We start from the raw sequence: 21140 nt of genomic DNA, 5'->3' as shown, positions 1-21140 counted from the left end.
GCCGTCGGAATCGCTAACTGTCGGGTGATATGACCATGAAGCCATTCGAAGCCCCGCTTGCGGACATCTTATTCACGTTGAACCACGTAGCCCGGGCTACCGAGCTTCCAGACTGGGACGCTGACCTGGCTGGTGAGATCGGCGAACATTTTGCCGCCTTCGCACAAGGTGAAATTGCCCCGCTGGACGAGCCGGGAGACAGGCAGGGATGCACGCTGGAAAACGGTCGCGTATCCATGCCGGCTGGCTTTGCCCTAGTTTACGCCACGTATTCGGAACAGGGCTGGCCCTCGCTCACCGTGCCTGAAGAATATGGCGGTCAAGGGCTTGGTGCCCTGATGCTGGCAATCACCTCCGAGGTGTTTTCGGGCGCAAACCACAGCCTTCAGATGGTTACGGGGTTGGTTCCGGGCGCGGTGCGTACCTTGTTGCACTTTGGCACAAAGGATCAGCAATACCGGTACATTCCGTCTCTGGCCTCGGGTGAAACACTGGCCACCATGTGCCTGACCGAACCCGGGGCCGGATCTGACCTTTCACGCGTGCGCTGCCGGGCGGAACCTGCCGAGGATGGCTGGAGGATCACGGGCGAAAAGATCTTTGTCTCTGGCGGTGACCAGGACATGAGCGATCACATCCTGCATCTTGTGCTTGCGCGCACGTCCGATGACGGCGTCAGAGGTTTATCGCTGTTTCTATGCCCCAGCTCCTGCACTGACGGCAGCCGCAACCACGCTACCGTAACGCGCATCGAGGAAAAGATGGGCCTGCATGCCTCGCCCACGTGCCAGCTGGCATTTGATGGGGCCAAAGCTGAATTGATCGGGGTCGAGGGTGAAGGCCTGCTGGCCATGTTCACCATGATGAACCACGCCCGGCTTGATGTCGCCCTACAGGGCGTCGCGCACGCCGCGCGGGCTTATGACATTGCCAGTACTTATGCCAGTGAAAGGGTGCAGGGACGCAATCCCGACGGTCAACCGGCAACACTGGATCAACATGCCGACATCCGCCGCATGCTGGATCAAATCGATTGGCTGGCGGTCAGTAGCCGCAGTCTTGCACATCTTGCATTTGTCACAATGGAACGGGGCACATCGCCTGACCTGGTCGATTTTCTGACCCCGGTTGCCAAGGTCTATTGCTCCGACGCCGGTATCAAGGCCGCCGAATTGGGTATGCAGGTTCTGGGCGGCTATGGCTATTTGCGCGAATACCGGCTGGAGCAGACCTATCGTGATGCCCGTATTACCTCGATTTACGAAGGGGCCAACGGCATACACGCGCGTATGCTGGCAACACGTCTGGCCGCAGGGCCTGCGGGTGACGCCTTCGCCGAATTTGTTGCACAAGAAGCCGAGCATTGGACATGCAATGCGATTTCGGACGCACTGGACACTTGGCAATCCGCTCGCAGAAAGCTGAAGCAGGGTGACAGCGCGGCGATGGCGCATGGGTTCATGCAAACGACGATTGATACCGCTCTGATCTGCTTGCGGGCGCGGCTGCGCAACGCCGCGAGCCTCCACCCATCCCCGGAACGGATCAAACGCATTTGCGGTTGAGGCTTGATCCACACGCGCCGATTATCGACAACCAATACCCATCGCCAGTCGGACAGAAAGGCAGGCAACATGACAGATCCAAAAGTGCTGATCGCGGGCGGTGGTATTGCCGGGTTGTCGCTGGCGCTGACAATGCATCAGATTGGCATCGACTGCACCGTCTTTGAAAGCGTTAGGCACCCGCGCCCCCTGGGTGTCGGGATAAACCTGCAACCCAACGCCGTGCGTGAGTTGTACGATCTGGGTTTCACGGTTCGGGACTTGGACGGGTTTGGCGTCCCAGCGCGGGAATGGGCGCTTGTTGGTTTGAATGGGCATGAGATTTATTCGGAACCGCGCGGAACTTTTGCCGGTTACAACTGGCCGCAATACGCGGTGCATCGCGGCGCGTTTCACATGGCGCTTTACAAGCGGTTTGTTGAACGCGCAGGCCCGGATGCCGTACGCCTTGGTGCTCGGGCCACTGGGTACCAGATAAATGCGGATGAGACGGTTACAGTGCGGCTGCAAACTGACGAGGGGGCTATCCGCGAAACCGGTGCCATTCTGATCGGCGCCGACGGTATCCATTCAGCCATCCGCGCCCAAATGCATCCAAGCCAACCTCCGATCCACTGGGGAGGCGCCGTCATGTGGCGCGGCACAACACTGGCAAAGCCCGTGCGCACGGGTTCCTCCTTTGTCGGACTGGGTACGCATAAGAAACGAATGGTGATCTACCCGATCTCGCACCCCGACCCCGAAACCGGCTTGGCGCTGATAAACTGGATTGCCGAAGTCACCCACGATGACCCGGCCGCGCATGCGGCAACCGGATGGTTCCGGCAGGTTGAGGCCAAGGATTTTGCGCACCATTTTGACGGATGGACCTATGACTGGCTGGATGTTCCAGCTCTGATCCGCGGTGCGGGTGTGACATACGAAAACCCGATGATCGACCGCGATCCGGTTGAAACGTGGGTTGACGGGCCGGTTGCCTTGATCGGAGACGCCGCCCATCCGATGTACCCCACCGGTTCGAATGGGGCCAGCCAGGCGATCATGGACGCCCGCGTTTTGGGGGCCAGCTTGCTCAAGCATGGCGTGGGTTCAACCGCGCTGGTGGCTTATGATGACACGCTGTGCGGTCCGGTGTCAGACCTTGTCCTTCGCAATCGGGGTGCCGGGCCTTTTGGCCTGTTGAATTTGGTCAACGACCGCTGCGCCGGTGTGTTCGACAATATTGAAACGGTCATTTCCTTGGCTGAAAGGGCCAGTTTCATGGCCAAATACAAAGCTGCCGCCGGTTTCGCGCGTGACGCCCTGAACAGCGCACCGCCAACGATTGCGCCCGGCTCGCAACTTGTGCGGCAGGCATGATGTAAAAGCCTTCGGGGATTGAACATCTGCACCCATGAAAACACCGCTTCGCCGGACCTGTGTATCGCCCGCAAAATCACGCGCTGCCGTGAACGATTTTGCGGTACCCCAGCTTGCCTCTCTGAATTTTCGTTTGTGGCGAAACGACCAACAGCTAAACGGAAAGAATGCACCGGATCAAACCTGTCTGAACGCCAGACATGGTTTGATTGAAGGAAATTAATTTCATTGCACCGCCTTCTCATGTTCAATTGCACGCAAGGCGACAGGGCCATTGAAAGGATTGAATATGCAGGATCATGGATATGCGTCAGGACGACTGAACCTACCTTTCGTTGGAATATCGACCTTTGGAAAATCTCCGTATGTCGAGGATTGGGATAATATTGATGCGGATGTTTGTGTCCTAGGTGCCCCCTTTGATTTCGGCACGCAATGGCGCGCCGGGGCAAGGTTCGGCCCTCGGGCCGTGCGCGAAGCTTCGACCCTGTTCAGTTTTGGACATGCTGGAGCATATGACCACGAAGACGATGCAACCTATCTGGACAGTTCCGTGCGTATCGTGGATTTGGGGGATGCGGATATCGTCCACACAAAGACCGAGGTCAGCCACGAAAACATCGCCTATGGTGTTCGCAAAATTCTGTTCGCCGGGGCGCTGCCGCTTGTGATCGGCGGCGATCACTCTGTCAACATTCCCTGCATTTCCGCGTTTGAATATGATTGTGCACAAAATGGCCCGATCCACGTGGTTCAAATCGATGCGCATCTGGATTTCGTGGACGAGCGTCACGGTGTCACCAATGGCCACGGCAACCCCATGCGACGGGCGATCGAGAAAGACTATGTCTCGGGGATGACCCAGTTGGGCATTCGGAACGTCTCGTCAACCGCCAAGGAAGGATACGAGGACGCACGCGCACGTGGATCAGACATCCTGTCCGTGCGTCAGGTGAGAAAGCTGGGAACCGGGGGCGTTCTTGAACGCATTCCTGAAGGTGCTCGGTACTATGTGACAATAGATATCGACGCCTTTTGCCCCTCTATCGCGGCGGGGACTGGGACGCCAAGCCATGGGGGATTTTTGTATTATGACGTTCTGGAAATCCTTCAGGGCCTCGCTAAACGCGGCAATGTCGTCGGCATCGACCTTGTCGAAGTGGCACCAGCCTATGACCCCAGCGAAAGCACGCAGATTTTGGCCGCGCAGCTATTGTTGAATTTCCTGGGTTTTATCTTTCACGAACGCGCCGGTCGCGAAAAATGAAGGGGGAGCGTTTGCTCCCCCTTCTTTGTATCAGGCACCGATGATGTTGTGGCCGGGCCCATATGGGAAGCCGGTGATGTTCTCGGCCCCGTCTTCGCCCACCACCAGAATATCATGCTCGCGGTAGCCCCCTGCACCGGGTTGCCCTTCGGGGATCCACAGCATGGGCTCGATTGAAACGACCATTCCAGGTTCCAGCACGGTGTCGATATCCTCGCGCAGTTCCAGACCCGCCTCACGCCCGTAATAGTGGCTGAGAATGCCGAACGAGTGGCCATACCCGAACGAGCGGTATTGCAGCAGCCCCTCATCGGCAAAGAAACGGTTGATCTCGGCGGTGATGCCTGAACAGGTCGCACCGGGTTTGATCAGGCTCAGGCCCAGTTCATGGGCCGCCACATTGGCCTTCCAAAGGCGCAGGCTGTCAGTGTCCGGCTCGCCCAGAAACAGGGTACGTTCCAGCGCGGTGTAATAGCCCGAGATCATCGGGAAAGTGTTCAGCGACAGGATATCGCCTTTTTGCAGAGCGCGTTTTGTAACCGGGTTATGTGCGCCATCGGTGTTCAGCCCGGACTGGAACCAAACCCAGGTGTCGCGATATTCGGCGTCTGGATAAGCGCGCGCGATTTCCTCTTCCATTGCGTCACGGCCCGCCATGGCAATCTCGATCTCAGTTGCGCCTTCACGGATGGCGGCATGGATCGCCGCCCCGCCAACATCCGCGGTGCGAGCCCCACCCTTGATCAATTCAATCTCTTCAGCGGATTTGACCATGCGCGCGGTCATTGTATCCGGCGCGATGTCAACCAGCTCGGGGGTACCCAGCATCCGCAGGGCGGTGTCGCGGGCGGCCAGCGTCATGTGGTCGCCTTCAATGCCGATCCGCTTGGCGTTGCCGATCAGACTTGCAACCGCACGCCAATAGTTGTCGCGCTTCCAGTCAGTATAAATCACGTTGTCTTCGACTGACCGGCGCCACGGTTGCCCGGCGTCGATGTTGGCCGAAACGGTGGTGCAGGCCTCTTGGGTGACCACGCAGCCATACGGACGGCCAAAGGAACAATACAGAAAGCCCGAGTAGTAGGCGATATTTTGCATTGATGTCAGCAGAACCGCAGGAATATCACGTGCGGCCATAATGCTGCGAAGCCTGCTGAGACGGCGATCATACTCACCCTTGCTGAACGGCAAAGGCGCTTTGTCACCATTGTGACAGGTAAAGAATTCGGGGCGTTTTGTTGTGTCGGTCATCACTTGGTCTCTCATCTTTGCCGGGCGACAAATCCCGGCCACATGTCCCGGCGTTCAGGACAGGCGGTCTCGGGGTCCGAGAGCCGATCATCCCCTTAAACGCCGCGACGCCATCGCAGCGGAGATGAACGCGTGAATCGTTAGATCAGACAGAATGCTCCGTCAAGCGGGTGAAAGCCCCCGCAAACGTTCGGACCGACGACGCAGCAACTCGACCGTGGTCAGCAACGCAATCGACAGAACCACAAGGATCGTCGCAACCGCCAGAATGGTCGGGCTGATCTGTTCCCGCAGGCCGGTGAACATCTGCCACGGCAAAGTCTTCTGACTGGCTGAGCCCACAAACAGGACCACCACAACTTCGTCGAAAGAGGTGATGAAGGCGAACAGCCCCCCCGAGATTACACCCGGCAGAATCAGCGGCATCTGAATCTTGAAAAAGGTGCGCACCGGCCCTGCCCCCATGTTCGCAGCCGCACGCGTCAGCGAACGATCAAAGCTCACAAGCGTGGCGGTCACAGTGATAATCACGAACGGGATACCCAGAACGGCGTGCGCCAGGATGACTTTCAGATAGCCGACAAAGTTCTTGTTCATGCCCAGCGTGCCTTCAAGGAACCGACCGATATCGCTGTAGAAGAAGAACATGCCAGTGGCCGAGATGATCAGCGGAACGATCATCGGCGAAATCAGGATTCCCATGATAGCACGGCGACCGGGGACGTGGCTCTGACTGAGACCAATGGCCGCCAGAGTACCAAGCGAAACCGAGATGATTGTGGCAATCGGGGCAATGATCAGCGAGTTCTTGAAGCTGCGTTGCCATTCATTGTTGGTAAAGAAATCACGGTAATGCTTCAGCGAATACCCTTCTGGGTCAAGCCGCAACATCTCGGGCGTGAAGGTAAAAAAGTCCTGTGCGTTGAACGACAGCGGCAAGACCACAAGGATCGGTGTGATCAGGAAGACGAAGATCGCACCGCAGATCACCCGGAACAGGTAGTGGTAAAACACCTGCTGCGCGGTCAGGTACGGCAACAGCTTGCGCCGGTATCGCCCTTCGTACAACCAATAAGTAAACCAGGCGAAGAACCAGCCCCCCAGCAGGCCAAGCACTCCCCCCATTGGGCCGGACATCAAAAAGCCCGCGATGCCAAAACCAACGATGTTGATCCAGCGGGCCATCTTCTCGTTCTTCAGAACGGTGGTGTAGACCCAAGCGAGCGCAGAAATCAGAACAGCGCCGCCAATGATGCCCAAAAGAACCGAGCCATTACCCGCGCCGACAAAGACACCGGCGCAGGCGCCTGCCAGCGCGACACTTGGCAGAACCATAGACATTGGTTTACGGGATATCGGAGTAAGTGCGGCCATGTCGATTATCCCAGCTTCACGTTATCAATGCCCACGATCTTGTCGTAGACCCAGTAGAGCAGCAGAACGACCGCCAGAAGTATCGTTCCCAGCGCCGCCGCCAGTCCCCAGTTCAGCGAGGACGAGATGTGATAGGCGATCCGGTTCGAGATGAAGACACCTTTGGTACCACCCACAATTTCAGGCGTGATGTAGTAGCCAATCGCCAAAATGAACACGAGGATTGAACCCGCGCCGATACCCGGAATGGATTGCGGGAAGTAGATGCGCCAGAACGTTGTCCAGTTCGTCGCACCCATGGATTTAGCGGCACGTGTGTAAGATTCCGGAATGGTCTGCATCACCGAATACATGGGCAGGATCATGAATGGCAGCAGGATATGTGTCATCGCGGTGATCGTACCGATCTGGTTATTGATGATCACCAGTCGTGCATCGTCAGCCACCAACCCCAGCCAGACCAGCGTTTCGTTGATCACGCCTTGCTGTTGCAACATCACCTTCCAAGCCGACGTCCGCACCAACAGTGACGTCCAGAACGGCAGAAGCACAAGGATCATCAGCAGATTTGAGACACGCATCGGCAACGTCGCCAGCAAATAGCTGACCGGATAAGCCAACAGGATACAGGCACCCGTTATTACCAGAGACATAAACAGCGTTCGACCGAACAGCTTAACAAGGATTTGCTTGTCTTCGGGTTGTGCCTGCGCTCCGTCGGGGGTTCTGCGCATATCTACCGCATTAAGAAAATACCCGTTGGTGATCTTCGGCGAATGGGTTTTGATCACGCGCCACGTTTGTGGATCGCCCCATCCGTCGTGAATATCTATTAGTTGTTCTTTGAACGGACCATCCGTTTCAGGATCCAGTTTCCTGATCTGACGACCTGACTTGCGGAACATCGAAGACATACCGGTTTCTTCGTAGTTCAAACGCGAACCAAGCCGTGTGTGTTCTTTGTTGTCAATCGCAACAATCATATCCCGCACAAAAGCGTCATACACGCCCTCGCCCGGCAATTCCCCAGACTGTTCATCCCAGTTTTGAAGCGCCTCGACGGTAAGAGGTAGAGTGTCAGAGACGATGTTGTTTTCTACTGAACGGAATAGCATCGCAGCTATAGGAACAATAAAGGAAAACAGAACGAACAGAAGCAAAGGAGCGATCAACAGCAAGGCACGCAGCTTTTGCCGCCGCAGCGAGCGTGCCAGCGATAGCTTGAGCGGTGTTCCATCCGCTGCCAGCATTGGTCCGGCGTTTTGGCTTGCGTCAGTCATTGGAGCCCCTTGGATCTGTCTTGGTTCAGGGGCGGCGCACCGCCCCCGACTGCGTCATGAAATCAGACGCTTATTGCGCCAGCCACGCCTGGAATTTGGCGTCGATGTCATCCCGGTAATCCGCCCAGAACTCGTAGTTATATAAGAACGTGTTCTTGGCATTTGCCGGGTCGGTCGGCATATGCGGGGCCATGTCGATCCCCAGATCGGCGTGCTGACCCACCAGCGGAGCTGACGAGGCGCGGGCCGGACCGTACGAGATGTACTTGGCCTGATCCGCCAGACGCTGAGTGTCGGTTGCGAACATGATATAGTCCAGCGCGCGCTGCTTGCGCTCATCGCTCAGACCGGCAGGAATGATCCAGCCGTCCAGATCGAACACCTGCGCGTCCCACAGCATTGCGACCGGCTGTTTCTGCTCTTCGATCACGCTGAACAGACGACCATTATAGGTCGAACCCATGATGACTTCGCCATCAGCTAGCAGTTGTGGCGTGTCCGCACCGGCAGACCACCAGACAACGCTGTCTTTGATGGTGTCCAGCTTGGCCAGGGCCTGATCCTGACCTTCCGACGTCGCCAGAACGTCATAGACATCATCCTTGGCGACACCATCACATAGCAGCGCCCATTCCATGTTGTTGATCGGACGCTTCTCCAGCGAGCGTTTACCCGGATAGGTTTCCAGATCGAACACCGCGCAGATGTCGGTTGGAGGGGTGTCACCTACCAGATCGGTGCGATAGCCGAATGTGGTCGAATAGACGATCTGCGGGATAAAGCAGTCACTGACCAACAGGTCGCCGAAGTCTTCTGAAGCTGGTGTGCCATCCGGAGCTGCGGCCAATTGGCTATCGAAATCGATCTCAAGCGCCAGACCTTCGTCGCAAAGACGGATCGCGTCAGCTGCCACGACATCTACCACATCCCATGTGATGTTGCCCGCTTCGTTCATTGCGCGCAGTTTGGCAACGGCTTCGGCGGAGCTGTCATCGTTCAGTATGGTGATGCCGGTCTTTTCCGAATAGGGCTCGTGATACGCCTTCAACTGCGACTTTGAATAGGCACCGCCCCAGGAAACGATAGTCATCTCCTCGGCTGAAACAGTGCCCGCAGCCGTCGCAATTGCAGCCGCAGTGAGCATGATCTTGGTTGGTTTCATGTGTTACTCCCAGTTCATCCCGTTTTATGTGGTGGTCAGCCGATGCACGGGTTTTCACCGGCCGGTCCCTCAGCTTAACCGCACTTGTCCCGCGCGGTTTGGTCTATGCGTCGAGCGCACGGCAATCCTGTGCCAGCCAGCCGATCTCAATCTCTTGACCCGGGGTCAGGCGTACGGCGTCAGGTGCATTTCGAGTTTTGGCGATGAATTCGTTGTTTCCGGCAACGGACATGCGGAACCGGAATACGTCGCCCATGTAAATAAACTCTTCGACCCTTGCTTTCAAAGTATGCGCGTCAGCATGCAGTCGGTCTTTGTTGAACTCCACACGTTCAGGGCGGATCGAAACTTTGGTCCGATCGCCTGCGTTGTGGACGTTGATCGGAACCGCGTCGATTTCCGAGCCATCATCCAGACGCACGACGCAAGTGTCGCCGTCAATTGATTTAACAACACCTTCCAAAGTGTTGTTTTCACCGATGAATTGCGCGACAAAACTGTTTTCCGGCTCTTCGTAAAGCTGATCAGGCGGCGCCAGCTGTTGAATGCGGCCGTCATCAAATACAGCCACCCGATCTGACATGGTCAGCGCTTCGGTCTGGTCGTGGGTCACGTAGACTGTTGTGATCCCAAGCTCATGGGCCAGACGCGTGATTTCGAACTGCATATGTTCACGCAGCTGCTTGTCCAATGCCCCCAATGGCTCATCCATCAAGACCAGTTCGGGTTCGAATACCAAGGCACGAGCCAAAGCAATCCGCTGTTGCTGCCCGCCCGACAGCTGAGCAGGACGTCGGCCACCAAAGGCGCCCATCTGAACCATATCTAGTGCGCGCTTGACCTTTTCATCCCGCTCCGACTTGCCCAACTTACGGACTTCCAGTGGAAACGACAGGTTTTCGGCCACCGTCATATGCGGGAACAAAGCGTAGTTCTGAAAAACCATGCCAATACCGCGCTTGTGCGGCGGGATATTGTTGATGGGCTTGCCGCCCAAGAGGATTTCACCATGCGTGGCGGTTTCAAATCCGGCGAGCATCATAAGGCAAGTCGTCTTGCCCGAGCCTGACGGCCCAAGCATTGTTAGAAACTCACCTTTGGGCATTGCAAGGTTTAGGTCTTTTACGACGAGGTTCTCGCCGTCATAAGACTTCTGTACGCGTTGGAATTCGACAAACGCGGCGTCGTTCATTGTATCGGCCACAAGACCCCCTGTTACGTCAAATGATTATCCGTCTTCTGCGGATTTCATTGATCTGTAGCCGTTAGTTAAGACCAAGCTATGTTCACATTGCAACAGTGAATCCTGATTTTGTTACACAATATCGGGATTTAACCGCTCACCCGGCTTCGTTCAGAGCACGCATATGCCACGCAAGACTTTGATTACTGGACAGAACCGGCTTGCCGATACGCGCGCAAATCTCGGGAATAGCCTGTTGCGTGCGAAGGTTTGTGCAACTTAGAAAAACCGCATCAACCGACGGGTCCGAGCCCAGTTTTGTGGCAGCGTCAATGACGGATTGCACCGAAATCCGAACAACTTTGGCCTCTTCTGATTCCCCGAATGTCCCAAAAACATCCATCTCCACTCCGCCTTGGGCAAAGGCCCGGCGCAGGGGAAGGTTTACCTCTTCAATATAGGGCGACAGCAGCGCGAATTTCGAAACGCCCAAGTGTCGCGCACAGGCCGTTGCCGCACGCAAAGGGTTTGTAACCTCGGCGGTCTGGCATGTCAGTTTGACAAGTTCTGCCACGCGGTCGGACCCGATAACCGAGCTTGCAGACGTGCACCCGTACCCGACAACGCGATAAGGTCGCGCGCTGGGCAGCAATCCGGCGGCGGCCGGCAGCGCCTTCTCCATTTCCGCAAGGCTTTCCGTCGTCACCTCGATCCCGCTGGGAATTCGCGTCACGTAGATTGGATACTTGCGGTCCGAAAAATACGAGCTGAATTCGGGCTCCAACGTTTCATCTGTCTGCAACACGATCAGACCAAGCGGGGTGGCCTTGGGATCGTCTTCATCAAGAGCGCAATGGATCCGGGTCATATCTCGATCACCTCTGGCCCAATGCGTGGGCTTAGAAAACGTGGGGTGCCCTCGGTGATGACAATGTTTTCTTCATGGACAAGTATTTTTGTACCAACGGCGATGCCCGGCTCCAACGTCAAAACCATGCCGGGTTCCAGCACGGTCTGGTCTGCCGGGATAAGGGACGGCCACTCTGTCAGTGACATCCCCAACCCATGACCCAACCGCCCCGCATCTGTGCCTTCGGCCTCTTTGGTCAGAACCGTGTTCATGGCATGAAACAAATCCGAGGCAGTAGCACCGGGCCGTGCGATCTCGAGCGCGGCATCCGAGGCTTCTACCAGTCTGGCGTGCGCTGATCTCACCTCGGGTCGGGCTGGGCCGACGGACCAATTGCGATCAAAATCACAGAAGTAGCCATCCCAAACCAGACCTGTATCCAGCATAAGTACGTCGCCAGGTTCCAACGGCGCCGAAGTTGCAGGTGATATTACATCACTGTAGCCGCCCTGCTCTGCCCCGCCTGCAAGATACGGCACCCAATCGGCCCCTTCCTCAAGGCAGAGCATCTGGAACCGGCGAAAAACCATGTCCAAAGGCACTCCTGCGCGGGCAACCTCGGGCACGCGGGCGAACGCGCGTCCAGCGATATCGCAGGCTGTTTGGATCTTCGCAATTTCAGCCTCGGATTTGATCATGCGCAACCGGCGCAGGATTCCCTGATCACCGGTAATGCGACGCGAACCGAGAGCGCCGCGCAAGCGTTCAATGTCCGCCATAGGCATCCGCACATGTGTCTCATGACCATCCGGCACCCCGATATTGCCCGAAACGGGTGTCAGTTCGGCCAGGACGTCGGCCAGAAGCGAGATACCGTCGTCCTGCAAGTCGGGCGCACTCCAGGTTCGGATGTCATCGATCCAGGTCTGCCCCATGAGCGCGGCCCCGATCGAAGGGATCACGGCCACCGGTTTGCCCGTGGCAGGCACGACCAGAAACCATGGCCGGGTTGGGCTTTCCCAAAATCGGGTCAGATAGCCGGTAAAGTAGCGCACATCAGTTTCTGTCGTCAGCAGCAGCGCCGATAAATCCGCGGCTCGCATCAGCTCCTGCGCGCGTTTGGTACGCGCCTCGAATTCTGCCTGATCGAACCCCCTCATTCCGCGATCTCCGACAGAAAGCACAAAACGCGTGAGTGTTCGTCGATCCCTATGGCTTTCCGCGCGGTTTCGTTCATCACTGCCGCAAGGCCTGCCCCGCCGGACGCCGTGGTGGCCAGCCCGGCCTTTGCCATCGCGTCAAGCTTTGCCGCCACATCGTCGTCCGACAGGGTCAGGAACAGGTCTGCGTCGCGAGCCAATCCGTTTAACGCGATCAACGATGGTTCCTTGCAGTCCAGACGCCCCATGATGCTGTCTGGGCCATCCGCAAAAACACATTTTCCGGCGGCTATGCTGGCCTGCAACGCGGGTGCCGCTTCGGGTTCAACCACAACGATCTTCGGTGCGTCGCCCCAGATGTGTCGTGCATAGGCAGCAACGGCACCGGCCAGCCCGCCCACGCCTGCCTGCAACAGAATGTGCGTCGGAACATCGGGACACTGCCTGACAGCCTCTGCCGCCATTTGCAGATAGCCTTCCATAAGCGTCCATGGCAGGTCATAATATCCTTCCCACGAACTGTCCGATAGCAATATCCAACCGTTTTCGTCGGCAGCCATTCTCGCGGCCTCCATGCTGGCGGCATAGTCAGCACCACTTCGAACAACTTCGGCTTTTTGGCCTTTCAGACGTTCCGAAAAGGTTTCGGGCACAGTTTCAGCAATGTAGACGACGGCCTTCGCACCGAAAATTCTGGCACCCGCCGCTACACTCATGCCGTGGTTCCCGGCGCTGGCGGTCACATAGGTTGCGCCTGCCAGAGTTTGTTCACCCGGCTCACCTGTCCTCTCGGCCGCATGACGCGCAATTACATAGGCCGCCCCTAAAGCTTTGAACGAACCAAGGTTCATCCGCGCCCGCTCATCCTTCACCCAAAGCTGGGCTACAGAGGCCAGTTTCCCAACATCCACCAACGGCGTTTCTTTCGCGACAGGGCACTGAGAAAGCAAATCTGCAACACGGGCAGCGTTTGTAGAAGGATACGGCGCAGACGGTGCAAGCTTTTGGCCCGCCCGATGTGGATTGGTGATGACCTGCATACTTCTCCCCTGAGTTTAGGCCCGTTGACGTGATCCCATCGGTGGAACACTGTCAACCAACGTCTGACGTCAATCAGGGACGTTGACGGTATTCGAGGCCTGTTCTGCAACCAACGCCAACAGCCAGTCGTGAAACAACCGGGCAGCCGGATTGGCAGCGTTGGACGAAAGGTAGTACCCTTCGTTGCTGTCCACCGAACATTCATGCACGCGTACGACCAGACCCGCGGCAATCGCATGGGTCGTCAGTAATTCGCTGACCAAGGCGACACCGCTACCATGAACGGCCAGTTGCAGGGCCATCCCAAATGTATCGACAAAAACACCGGGTTGGCGGCGCAAGCCCTGTTTTTCAAACCATGTGCCCCACCCACTTGATGTCCCGACAGCCTCGATCAGCGGCAGGTCAAACACGTCTCCTGCGACTGCCGGGGATTTCACAGCAACCAGCCGGTCAGGTATCAGTCGGACCGCGCCATGCCCTACCTGTTTCTTTGACCCGAACCGAACCTGAACATCAGCGTGAGACGCGTGGAAATCATCGGGCCAGATCGCACTGAGAAGCCGAACGCGAACTTCAGGATGGCGTCTGGTAAAATCTGACAGATATGGGGCAATAACCCAATGGGCGATGCTAACAGACATGGCGACAGTCAAGATGTCTCCGGAGGCACTGGCGTCCACGCGCCCGGCAGCCGCGGCAAGCGCTTCAAGCGCGCTGCCAACCTCGGGCAATAGTTTACGCCCCGCATCCGTCAGCGCCAAGCTTCTGGGGTGCCTCACAAAAAGAGCTGTTCCCAAACGCATTTCGAGCGATTTCACCTGCTGACTGACCGCCGATTGCGTCAACCCAATCTCTTCGGCAGCCGCCGTAAAGCTAAGCGTTCGTGCAGCCGCCTCGAAGGATCGGAACCAGGTCAGTGGTGGAAGAGATTTACCCATTTGGTCAAGCTGTCCATTAGTCTTTTTAATGGCAAAGCACATAATTCAATCATTTGTCAAAAACCCTGTCCGTTTTTAACGTTTGCGAGCGCGACAGGAGAGCTTTGATGCAACCGGAAATACGTAAGATTGTCACCTATGATGAGGAGGTCCTTGTCGAGGGCTTCCGAACCGCCAAAACCCCATGGCGCATGTTTGCCGTGGCCGCAGTGGTTCACAACCCCTGGGCAGGACGGTTTGTGGAAGACCTTAAACCCGAAATACAAGCCTATGGCCCTGTTCTGGGTGAGATGATGACGAAACGCATGATCAAACTGGCCGGGAGTGGTGAGGCAATCGAAGCCTATGGCAAAGCCGCTGTGGTCGGGCTGAATGGTGAGGTCGAGCACGCTTCGGGCCTTATTCACACCTTGCGATTTGGTAATCACTACCGAGAGGCCGTCGGCGCGAAATCCTATCTGGCGTTCACCAACACACGTGGTCCGGCAAATGCGCCGATCATGGTGCCGTTGATGGATAAGAACGACGCTGGGCGGAGGTCGCACTACCTGACAATTCAGTTCTCGATTTCCGACGCACCGCGCGATGACGAAGTTGTGGTCGTATTGGGCGCAGCAACCTCGGGCAGACCGCACCACCGTATCGGTGACCGCTATCAGGATCTTAAGGATTTGGGCCATGACCTGGACAACCCGGCCGCGGTCTGAGATCGGCGGGCTGGCGGCAATCCAGACTGGTTCGGGTCAGAATATACTTCTGTTGCATGGTGTTGGCTTGCGGGCTGAAGCCTGGGGCGCACAATTGGACGGGCTGGCTTCTGAAGGTTGCATAACCGCTCCGGACATGCCCGGTCATGGAAACAGCCCTTTGGCTGACCTGAGCATGGGGCTGTCGGCGTACACCGAAGCGGCACGGGGTGTTCTGGACTGCCTGACTGGTCCGGTCGTTTTGGTGGGCCACTCGATGGGGTCCATGATCGCGCTGGATCTTGCCGCCAAAGCGTCAGACCGGGTTTGTGGGGTCGTCGCATTGAACGCGGTTTTTGAGAGAGACGCGAATGCGGCACAGGCCGTGCGCGACCGTGCGGCGCAGCTGGATGGCAAGACGATCGCTGATCCCACCAGCACATTGCATCGATGGTTCGGAGACGTCGCTTCGGCCGAGCGCGATGCCTGCGGTAGATGGCTGACGGCGATGGACCCGGCTGCGTATAAAACGGCCTACTCCGTCTTCGCCCACAGCCAGTGCCCCCGACGCGATGCGTTGGAAAAACTAAGCTGCCCAGCGCTTTTTCTAACCGGCAGTCTTGAACCCAATTCGACCCCGGAGATGTCACGCGCCATGGCGGACACCGCGATGAACGGGCGCGCGCAAATCATTGAAGGCGCTGCACATATGATGCCAATGACGCACGCACCTCAGGTCAACGCCGCCATTTCCAGCTTTCTGAGTGAGCTGCGCCAATGACCGCTCGTGATCCTCGTGACCTTCGTCGTGCCTTTGGACGGTTCATGACCGGTGTGACGGTTGTGACGGCGCGCGATGACGCAGGCAATCCACTCGGCTTTACGGCCAATTCCTTCACTTCGGTTTCTCTCGACCCGCCGCTGCTTTTGGTTTGTCCGGGAAAAAACCTGTCTTCTTATCACGAATTCGCAACCTGCGGCCGTTTCGCGGTGAACATTCTGGCCGAGGGGCAGGAAGATGTATCCAACACGTTTGCCGGGTTCAAAGGTGATCGATTTGCCAAAGTCGATCACTGCTTTGATACGCACGACGTCCCTTTGATCAGAGGGGCAGTCGCAACGTTTTCCTGCCGTACTCATCAGGTTGTCGAAGCCGGCGACCATTGCGTTTTGATCGGTCAGGTCAAAACGTATTCTCAGGACGATGCCCCCGGGCTTGGCTATGCGAACGGGCAGTATTTCAGCCTCGGGCTGGAACGTGGCGCGCTGGAACCATCCGGGCGAAACGTGGTCTGCGGCGCAATCATCGAACAGGACGGGCACGTCTTGCTGGAGAAAACAGAAACCGGTTTCCGTCCGCCGCAAGTCACGCTGTCAGATCGGCAAGATTTGCGAAACAGCCTTGTGCAAAACCTGACGGCTAAAGGTGTCGATGCGCGCCTTGGGGTTGCATATTCCGTCTATGACGATGCCAACACGCATCATGTTTACATTCTTGCGTCTGCGCCGTCCCTGCCCCGGCATGGCACGCTTCAGGCGATCGCGACCAAAGACCTGGCGACCCTGCCATACGCGTCAGCACCCATCGCCACAATGATGGCTCGTTTTGCGCTGGAAAGCCGAACCCGCAATTTCTCGCTTTATCTGGGTGACGCCCAGCGGGGCGATGTGCACAGCCTGTCGGAAAGGACCTGAAGAATGGAGTTTTCCCTTTTTGCCCATATGGAACGGCTGGGCCCCGAAGAGCCGCATGAGAAATTGTATGAAGAGTTCATTGAGCTGTGCAAGATGGCTGATCAGGCAGGGATGCGTGCGGTCTGGACTGGCGAACATCACGGGATGGATTTCACCATCGCACCCAACCCGCTGATGTCGCTGGTGGATATCGCGCATCATACCAAAAACGTGCGCCTTGGCACCGGCACTGTGATCGCGCCGTTCTGGCATCCGATCAAACTGGCGGGCGAAGCAGCCGCAGCGGATATCATGACCGGAGGCCGGATCGAGCTGGGCATTGCGCGCGGTGCCTACTCTTATGAATACGAGCGGCTTATGCCCGGTCTGGACGCATGGACCGCCGGTCAGCGAATGCGAGAGATCGCTCCTCTGCTGCCCAAATTGTGGGAAGGCGACTGCGCGCATGACGGAGAGTTCTTTCAGTTTCCCGCCACCAGTTCGGCCCCAAAGCCGGTGCAACCCGGCGGCCCGCCCATCTGGATTGCCGCGCGGGATCCGAACAGCCACGAGTTCGGCGTTCAGAACGGGTTCAACATTCAGGTCACCCCGCTGTGGCAAGGTATCGAAGAAATTGAGACACTGATGACTCGCTTTGAGACCGCCTGCGCCAATCACGGCGGAGCGCGCCCCAAGATCATGCTGCTTCACCACACCTATGTCGGGCGCGATGACACTGAACTGGATCAGGCTGCGCGGGATTTGTCCCGGTTTTACAACTATTTCGGCGCGTGGTTCCAAAATAAGCGACCAGTCCGACAGGGATTGATTCAGGCGCTAACCGAAGAAGAAATGGCAGCCAACGCAATGATGGCACCCGAAAACCTTGCACGCGATCTGACAATCGGCACGGCGGACGGGGTAACAGAACGTCTGAAACGCTATGAAGACCTTGGATATGATGAATATTCGTTTTGGATCGACAGCGGCATGAGCTTCGAACGCAAACGCGCATCACTTGCCCGTTTCATCGACGATGTAATGCCAAAGTTTCAGTGAGGGGCCGCAATGCACCAGAAGCCACATTACCAGCTATTTATCGACGGCACTTGGACCGAAGGCGCACGTGGGCAAGTGGTGGCCTCGTTGAACCCGGCAACGGGCGAGGAATGGGCCAGTTTCGCCTGTGCTGCAGCCGAAGACGTAGAGCGCGCCGTTTCTGCAGCGCGCCGGTCACTTGATGATCCGGCGTGGCGGGACATGACGCAAACTGCACGTGGCAAACTGTTGTTCCGGCTTGGAGAACTGATCGAACAGAACGCAGGACGCCTTGGCGAGATCGAGACGAAGGACAGTGGTAAGCTACTGGCGGAAACCGCGACCCAAACGGCATATGTCGGCGATTATTACCGCTACTATGCGGGGTTGGCGGACAAAATCGAAGGCGCGGTCCTGCCGATCGACAAACCGGACATGCATGTCTTTACGCGACGCGAGCCCATTGGCGTGGTGGTCGCAATTGTCCCCTGGAACGCGCAGATGTTTCTCACGGCTACCAAACTTGGGCCAGCTCTGGCCGCGGGGTGCTCTGTTGTGCTGAAGGCGTCAGAGATTGCGCCCGCCCCAATGCTGGAATTTGCCCGCTTGATCGACAAAGCGGGATTCCCACCCGGCGTCGTTTCCGTCATTACCGGGGACGCAGAAAACTGTGCGATCCCTCTCACCCGACATCCTGACGTAGACCGGATCGCATTCACTGGCGGCCCGGAAACGGCGCGTCATGTGGTGCGCAACTCGGCTGAGAACTTTGCCGTAACCACGTTGGAATTGGGTGGAAAATCCCCGATCATAGTATTCGATGATGCCGATCTGGATGGTGCGGCCAACGGACTGATCGCGGGCAATTTCGGCGCTTCGGGTCAAAGCTGCGTCGCAGGATCGCGCGGGCTGATCCATCGTCCTCTTATGGAATCTCTTATCGCCAAAATCGAAGAAAAGATGACGGGCATTGTCATCGGCGATCCATTGGAACCTGAAACCCATATTGGCCCGCTGTGCACCAATGCCCAGATTGTTAGAATTCAGGCGACACTGGCCAAGGCCAGGGAACAGGGTGCCCGTATTCGTTTCGGGGGCGCGCCACTGGATCGGTCAGGTCATTTCATGGCCCCAACGCTGGTGGAATGCGCCAGTGCCGAGACAGAGACCCTGAAAGTCGAAATGTTCGGCCCCGTCATGTCATTGTTGCCCTTCGACACCGAGGAAGAGGCAATCGCACTGGCCAATGACACACCGTTCGGGCTTGGCTCGGGTATCTTCACCGAAAATGTCGCCCGTGCTCACCGTGTTTCATCCCGCCTGAAATCGGGCATCTGCTGGATCAACACCTACCGCGCGGTCTCACCCATCGCGCCCTTTGGCGGCTTCAATCAATCCGGTTATGGCAGGGAAGCGGGAATAGAGGCCATTCACGATTACACGCGGACCAAGACCGTTTGGCTGAATACATCGGACAAGCCGATGTCGAACCCCTTTGTTATGCGCTGAGGTGATCTGCACCACGATCAGCATAACCCAAGGGGCGCTTATCTGAATGCGGCGGCTCCTGTTACTCTGCCGCCGTTCTCACCCTCTCCGGCGCGGTCAACCGCTGCCAAGCGTCGTACTGGGCCAGAAAGATTTGCCCGTTGAGGTCGTCGAGGAAATGCGACTGTTTCAGGCGGTCCATAACAGGGCCTTTGACTTCGGACAGGTGCAGACCAACGCCCATGTCACGCAGGCGGTGGTTGATGGCCTCAAGGCTTTCGAGGGCCGAAAAGTCGACTTCGTTCACCGCTGAGAACATCAAAACCACGTTGCGGATTTCGCAGCCCTCGGTCACACGCGCCTGAATCAGGTCTTCGAGGAAACGGGCGTTCACGAAATACAGGCTTTCATCCACCCGCAGCGTCACCAGTGACGGCTCGGTGTCGACCTTGTGGCGATTGATGTTGCGGAAGTGTTGCGTACCCGGCACAAGCCCGACCTCGGCCACATGTGGGCGCGAGGTTTTGTAGAGATGCAAAAGGATCGAAATTGCCACGCCGCTGGCCACGCCGGTTTCGACCCCGGCCAACAAAGTCAGGACGATGGTGGCGGCCACGGCTGTAAAATCGGCGCGCGAATATCCCCAGGTCTTTTTCAGGATCGACAGGTCCACAAGGCTCAGCACCGCAACAATGATCGTCGCGGCCAGCGTGGCCTTGGGCAAAAAGTACACCAGCGGTGTCAGGAACAGTGCGGCGATCGCCAGACCACCAGCGGTATAGATGCCTGCCGCCGGGGTTTCCGCCCCCGCATCGAAGTTCACGACCGAGCGTGAGAACCCGCCGGTGACCGGAAAGCCGCCGGTAAATGCCGCGCCCAGGTTGGCTGCGCCCAGACCGATCAACTCCTGATCGGGGTCCACGCGCTGGCGTTTCTTGGCAGCCAGCGTCTGCGCAACCGAGATGCTTTCGACGAAACCGATGATCGAGATCAGGATCGCTGGCACCAGCAATGCACCGATGAGGTCCGGGAACAGCCCCGGCAAAGTCAGAGGCGGAAGGTTCTGAGGCACTTCGCCGACGATCTTGACGCCCTGCGCATCCAGCCCGAAGCCCCAGACGACAACCGTGGTCACCACCACGGCGGCAACTGGTCCGGCCTTGGTCAGCACGTCAGCCAACAGGGGCGGTACCCCCATGCGCCGCAACGCTGGCTTGAGGTTCTTGCGCACCCAGAACAGGAACGCAGTGGCCAGCACGCCGATGATTATCGTCAGCCAACTGATTTGCCCGAGGTTTTCGAAGATTGAGCCCAGCATCCCTGGCAGGGTATGCCCATGGGCGCTGACACCCAGAATGTGCTTTAACTGGCTGGTCGCGATCAGGATGCCCGATGCGGTAATGAAACCTGCGATGACAGGATGGCTGAGGAAATTGGCCAGAAAGCCCAGTCGAAAAACGCCCAGCAGCACCAGAAACCCACCTGACAGGAAAGCCAGCGTCAGTGCCGCCACCATGTATCCGGCCGTGCCCTGCTCGGCCACCTGCCCCACGGCGCTGGCTGTCAGCAGTGACACTACCGCGACAGGCCCCACCGCCAACGCCCGACTGGTGCCAAAAACCGCATAAAGGACGATCGGCAATATCGAAGCATAGATCCCGGCCTCGGGCGGCAGCCCTGCCAGCAAGGCATAGGCCAAGGACTGTGGGATCAGCATGATCGTGACGATTACAGCCGCGATTAGATCATTCGACAGCGACGCACGGCTATACTGGCGACCCCAGTCAAGAATAGGAAGGAAACGTAAAAGGCTCTGCATGG

The 21140-nt window shown here is 57.4% G+C and carries 18 protein-coding genes; 8 read left to right on the top strand and 10 right to left on the bottom strand.

Features of this window, described 5'->3' with window-relative positions:
• Positions 1-35: 35 nt before the first annotated feature.
• The 3 genes from AC2FLO_RS09410 (at position 36) to speB (ending at position 4191) form a co-directional block, all read left to right on the top strand.
• Positions 36-1565, top strand: a complete 1530-nt coding sequence (locus AC2FLO_RS09410; protein ID WP_496804424.1) for an acyl-CoA dehydrogenase family protein — start codon at positions 36-38, stop codon at positions 1563-1565.
• A gap of 69 nt (positions 1566-1634) precedes the next feature.
• Positions 1635-2924: a flavin-dependent oxidoreductase gene (locus AC2FLO_RS09405; RefSeq protein ID WP_496752488.1), complete on the top strand. Its 1290-nt coding sequence runs from the start codon at positions 1635-1637 to the stop codon at positions 2922-2924.
• 289 nt (positions 2925-3213) lie between these two features.
• Complete coding sequence (gene speB, locus AC2FLO_RS09400) at positions 3214-4191, top strand: agmatinase (protein WP_480583398.1); 978 nt, start codon at positions 3214-3216, stop codon at positions 4189-4191.
• Between the two features lie 30 nt (positions 4192-4221).
• Here speB and AC2FLO_RS09395 read toward each other — a convergent pair whose 3' ends face one another.
• The 9 genes from AC2FLO_RS09395 to AC2FLO_RS09355 all read right to left on the bottom strand — a co-directional run bounded on the left by AC2FLO_RS09395 (position 4222) and on the right by AC2FLO_RS09355 (position 14433).
• Positions 4222-5442: an aminopeptidase P family protein gene (locus AC2FLO_RS09395; RefSeq protein ID WP_496752491.1), complete on the bottom strand. Its 1221-nt coding sequence runs from the start codon at positions 5440-5442 to the stop codon at positions 4222-4224.
• Positions 5443-5604: 162 nt separating this feature from the next.
• Entirely contained in the window at positions 5605-6816 is a 1212-nt protein-coding gene (locus AC2FLO_RS09390) for an ABC transporter permease (RefSeq protein WP_496752493.1), read from the bottom strand.
• 5 nt (positions 6817-6821) lie between these two features.
• Positions 6822-8096, bottom strand: a complete 1275-nt coding sequence (locus AC2FLO_RS09385) for an ABC transporter permease (protein ID WP_496752495.1) — start codon at positions 8094-8096, stop codon at positions 6822-6824.
• Positions 8097-8166: 70 nt separating this feature from the next.
• Positions 8167-9258 carry an extracellular solute-binding protein gene (locus AC2FLO_RS09380; protein ID WP_496752496.1) on the bottom strand — a complete coding sequence of 364 codons (1092 nt, stop codon included), beginning with the start codon at positions 9256-9258 and terminating at the stop codon, positions 8167-8169.
• A 103-nt stretch (positions 9259-9361) separates the two neighbouring features.
• The gene (locus AC2FLO_RS09375) at positions 9362-10462 is read right to left on the bottom strand and encodes an ABC transporter ATP-binding protein (protein WP_480557407.1); all 1101 of its coding nucleotides are present in this window, start codon (positions 10460-10462) and stop codon (positions 9362-9364) included.
• A gap of 136 nt (positions 10463-10598) precedes the next feature.
• Entirely contained in the window at positions 10599-11309 is a 711-nt protein-coding gene (locus tag AC2FLO_RS09370) for a maleate cis-trans isomerase family protein (RefSeq protein ID WP_496752499.1), read from the bottom strand.
• The gene (locus AC2FLO_RS09365) at positions 11306-12451 is read right to left on the bottom strand and encodes a M24 family metallopeptidase (protein WP_496752500.1); all 1146 of its coding nucleotides are present in this window, start codon (positions 12449-12451) and stop codon (positions 11306-11308) included. The genes AC2FLO_RS09370 and AC2FLO_RS09365 overlap by 4 nt, the downstream gene beginning before the upstream one ends.
• Positions 12448-13491 carry a pyridoxal-phosphate dependent enzyme gene (locus tag AC2FLO_RS09360; RefSeq protein ID WP_496752501.1) on the bottom strand — a complete coding sequence of 348 codons (1044 nt, stop codon included), beginning with the start codon at positions 13489-13491 and terminating at the stop codon, positions 12448-12450. The genes AC2FLO_RS09365 and AC2FLO_RS09360 overlap by 4 nt, the downstream gene beginning before the upstream one ends.
• A gap of 69 nt (positions 13492-13560) precedes the next feature.
• Positions 13561-14433: a LysR family transcriptional regulator gene (locus AC2FLO_RS09355; RefSeq protein ID WP_496752503.1), complete on the bottom strand. Its 873-nt coding sequence runs from the start codon at positions 14431-14433 to the stop codon at positions 13561-13563.
• A gap of 107 nt (positions 14434-14540) precedes the next feature.
• Here AC2FLO_RS09355 and AC2FLO_RS09350 point away from each other — a divergent pair, with 107 nt between their 5' ends.
• Genes AC2FLO_RS09350 through AC2FLO_RS09330 form a run of 5 tightly spaced genes read left to right on the top strand, consistent with a single transcriptional unit; the run spans position 14541 to position 19340 of the window.
• Positions 14541-15140 carry an amino acid synthesis family protein gene (locus AC2FLO_RS09350; RefSeq protein WP_496752506.1) on the top strand — a complete coding sequence of 200 codons (600 nt, stop codon included), beginning with the start codon at positions 14541-14543 and terminating at the stop codon, positions 15138-15140.
• Entirely contained in the window at positions 15112-15900 is a 789-nt protein-coding gene (locus AC2FLO_RS09345; protein ID WP_496752508.1) for an alpha/beta fold hydrolase, read from the top strand. The genes AC2FLO_RS09350 and AC2FLO_RS09345 overlap by 29 nt, the downstream gene beginning before the upstream one ends.
• Entirely contained in the window at positions 15897-16814 is a 918-nt protein-coding gene (locus AC2FLO_RS09340; RefSeq protein ID WP_496752510.1) for a flavin reductase family protein, read from the top strand. The genes AC2FLO_RS09345 and AC2FLO_RS09340 overlap by 4 nt, the downstream gene beginning before the upstream one ends.
• Before the next feature lie 3 nt (positions 16815-16817).
• The gene (locus AC2FLO_RS09335; protein WP_480773523.1) at positions 16818-17852 is read left to right on the top strand and encodes an LLM class flavin-dependent oxidoreductase; all 1035 of its coding nucleotides are present in this window, start codon (positions 16818-16820) and stop codon (positions 17850-17852) included.
• A 9-nt stretch (positions 17853-17861) separates the two neighbouring features.
• Entirely contained in the window at positions 17862-19340 is a 1479-nt protein-coding gene (locus AC2FLO_RS09330) for an aldehyde dehydrogenase (RefSeq protein WP_496752512.1), read from the top strand.
• Positions 19341-19401: 61 nt separating this feature from the next.
• On the opposite strand, the gene AC2FLO_RS09325 is transcribed toward AC2FLO_RS09330, so the two are convergent.
• Positions 19402-21138 carry a SulP family inorganic anion transporter gene (locus AC2FLO_RS09325; RefSeq protein WP_496752514.1) on the bottom strand — a complete coding sequence of 579 codons (1737 nt, stop codon included), beginning with the start codon at positions 21136-21138 and terminating at the stop codon, positions 19402-19404.
• Positions 21139-21140 lie beyond the last annotated feature (2 nt).

It is taken from the genome of Ruegeria sp. TASC047 (assembly GCF_059612445.1).
Note: the sequence above shows the minus strand (reverse complement) of the source record. Positions and strands in the feature narration are given on the sequence as shown.

Excerpts from the sequence above, each read along its gene's own strand:
- AC2FLO_RS09370 (WP_496752499.1), bottom strand. The coding sequence starts at position 11,309 with ATGACCCGGATCCATTGCGCTCTTGATGAAGACGATCCCAAGGCCACC.
- AC2FLO_RS09405 (WP_496752488.1), top strand. The coding sequence starts at position 1,635 with ATGACAGATCCAAAAGTGCTGATCGCGGGCGGTGGTATTGCCGGGTTG.
- AC2FLO_RS09330 (WP_496752512.1), top strand. The coding sequence starts at position 17,862 with ATGCACCAGAAGCCACATTACCAGCTATTTATCGACGGCACTTGGACC.
- AC2FLO_RS09395 (WP_496752491.1), bottom strand. The coding sequence starts at position 5,442 with ATGACCGACACAACAAAACGCCCCGAATTCTTTACCTGTCACAATGGT.
- AC2FLO_RS09355 (WP_496752503.1), bottom strand. The coding sequence starts at position 14,433 with ATGGGTAAATCTCTTCCACCACTGACCTGGTTCCGATCCTTCGAGGCG.
- AC2FLO_RS09360 (WP_496752501.1), bottom strand. The coding sequence starts at position 13,491 with ATGCAGGTCATCACCAATCCACATCGGGCGGGCCAAAAGCTTGCACCG.
- AC2FLO_RS09325 (WP_496752514.1), bottom strand. The coding sequence starts at position 21,138 with ATGCAGAGCCTTTTACGTTTCCTTCCTATTCTTGACTGGGGTCGCCAG.
- AC2FLO_RS09380 (WP_496752496.1), bottom strand. The coding sequence starts at position 9,258 with ATGAAACCAACCAAGATCATGCTCACTGCGGCTGCAATTGCGACGGCT.
- AC2FLO_RS09410 (WP_496804424.1), top strand. The coding sequence starts at position 36 with ATGAAGCCATTCGAAGCCCCGCTTGCGGACATCTTATTCACGTTGAAC.
- AC2FLO_RS09365 (WP_496752500.1), bottom strand. The coding sequence starts at position 12,451 with ATGAGGGGGTTCGATCAGGCAGAATTCGAGGCGCGTACCAAACGCGCG.
- AC2FLO_RS09340 (WP_496752510.1), top strand. The coding sequence starts at position 15,897 with ATGACCGCTCGTGATCCTCGTGACCTTCGTCGTGCCTTTGGACGGTTC.
- AC2FLO_RS09390 (WP_496752493.1), bottom strand. The coding sequence starts at position 6,816 with ATGGCCGCACTTACTCCGATATCCCGTAAACCAATGTCTATGGTTCTG.
- AC2FLO_RS09335 (WP_480773523.1), top strand. The coding sequence starts at position 16,818 with ATGGAGTTTTCCCTTTTTGCCCATATGGAACGGCTGGGCCCCGAAGAG.
- speB (WP_480583398.1), top strand. The coding sequence starts at position 3,214 with ATGCAGGATCATGGATATGCGTCAGGACGACTGAACCTACCTTTCGTT.
- AC2FLO_RS09350 (WP_496752506.1), top strand. The coding sequence starts at position 14,541 with ATGCAACCGGAAATACGTAAGATTGTCACCTATGATGAGGAGGTCCTT.
- AC2FLO_RS09385 (WP_496752495.1), bottom strand. The coding sequence starts at position 8,096 with ATGACTGACGCAAGCCAAAACGCCGGACCAATGCTGGCAGCGGATGGA.
- AC2FLO_RS09345 (WP_496752508.1), top strand. The coding sequence starts at position 15,112 with ATGACCTGGACAACCCGGCCGCGGTCTGAGATCGGCGGGCTGGCGGCA.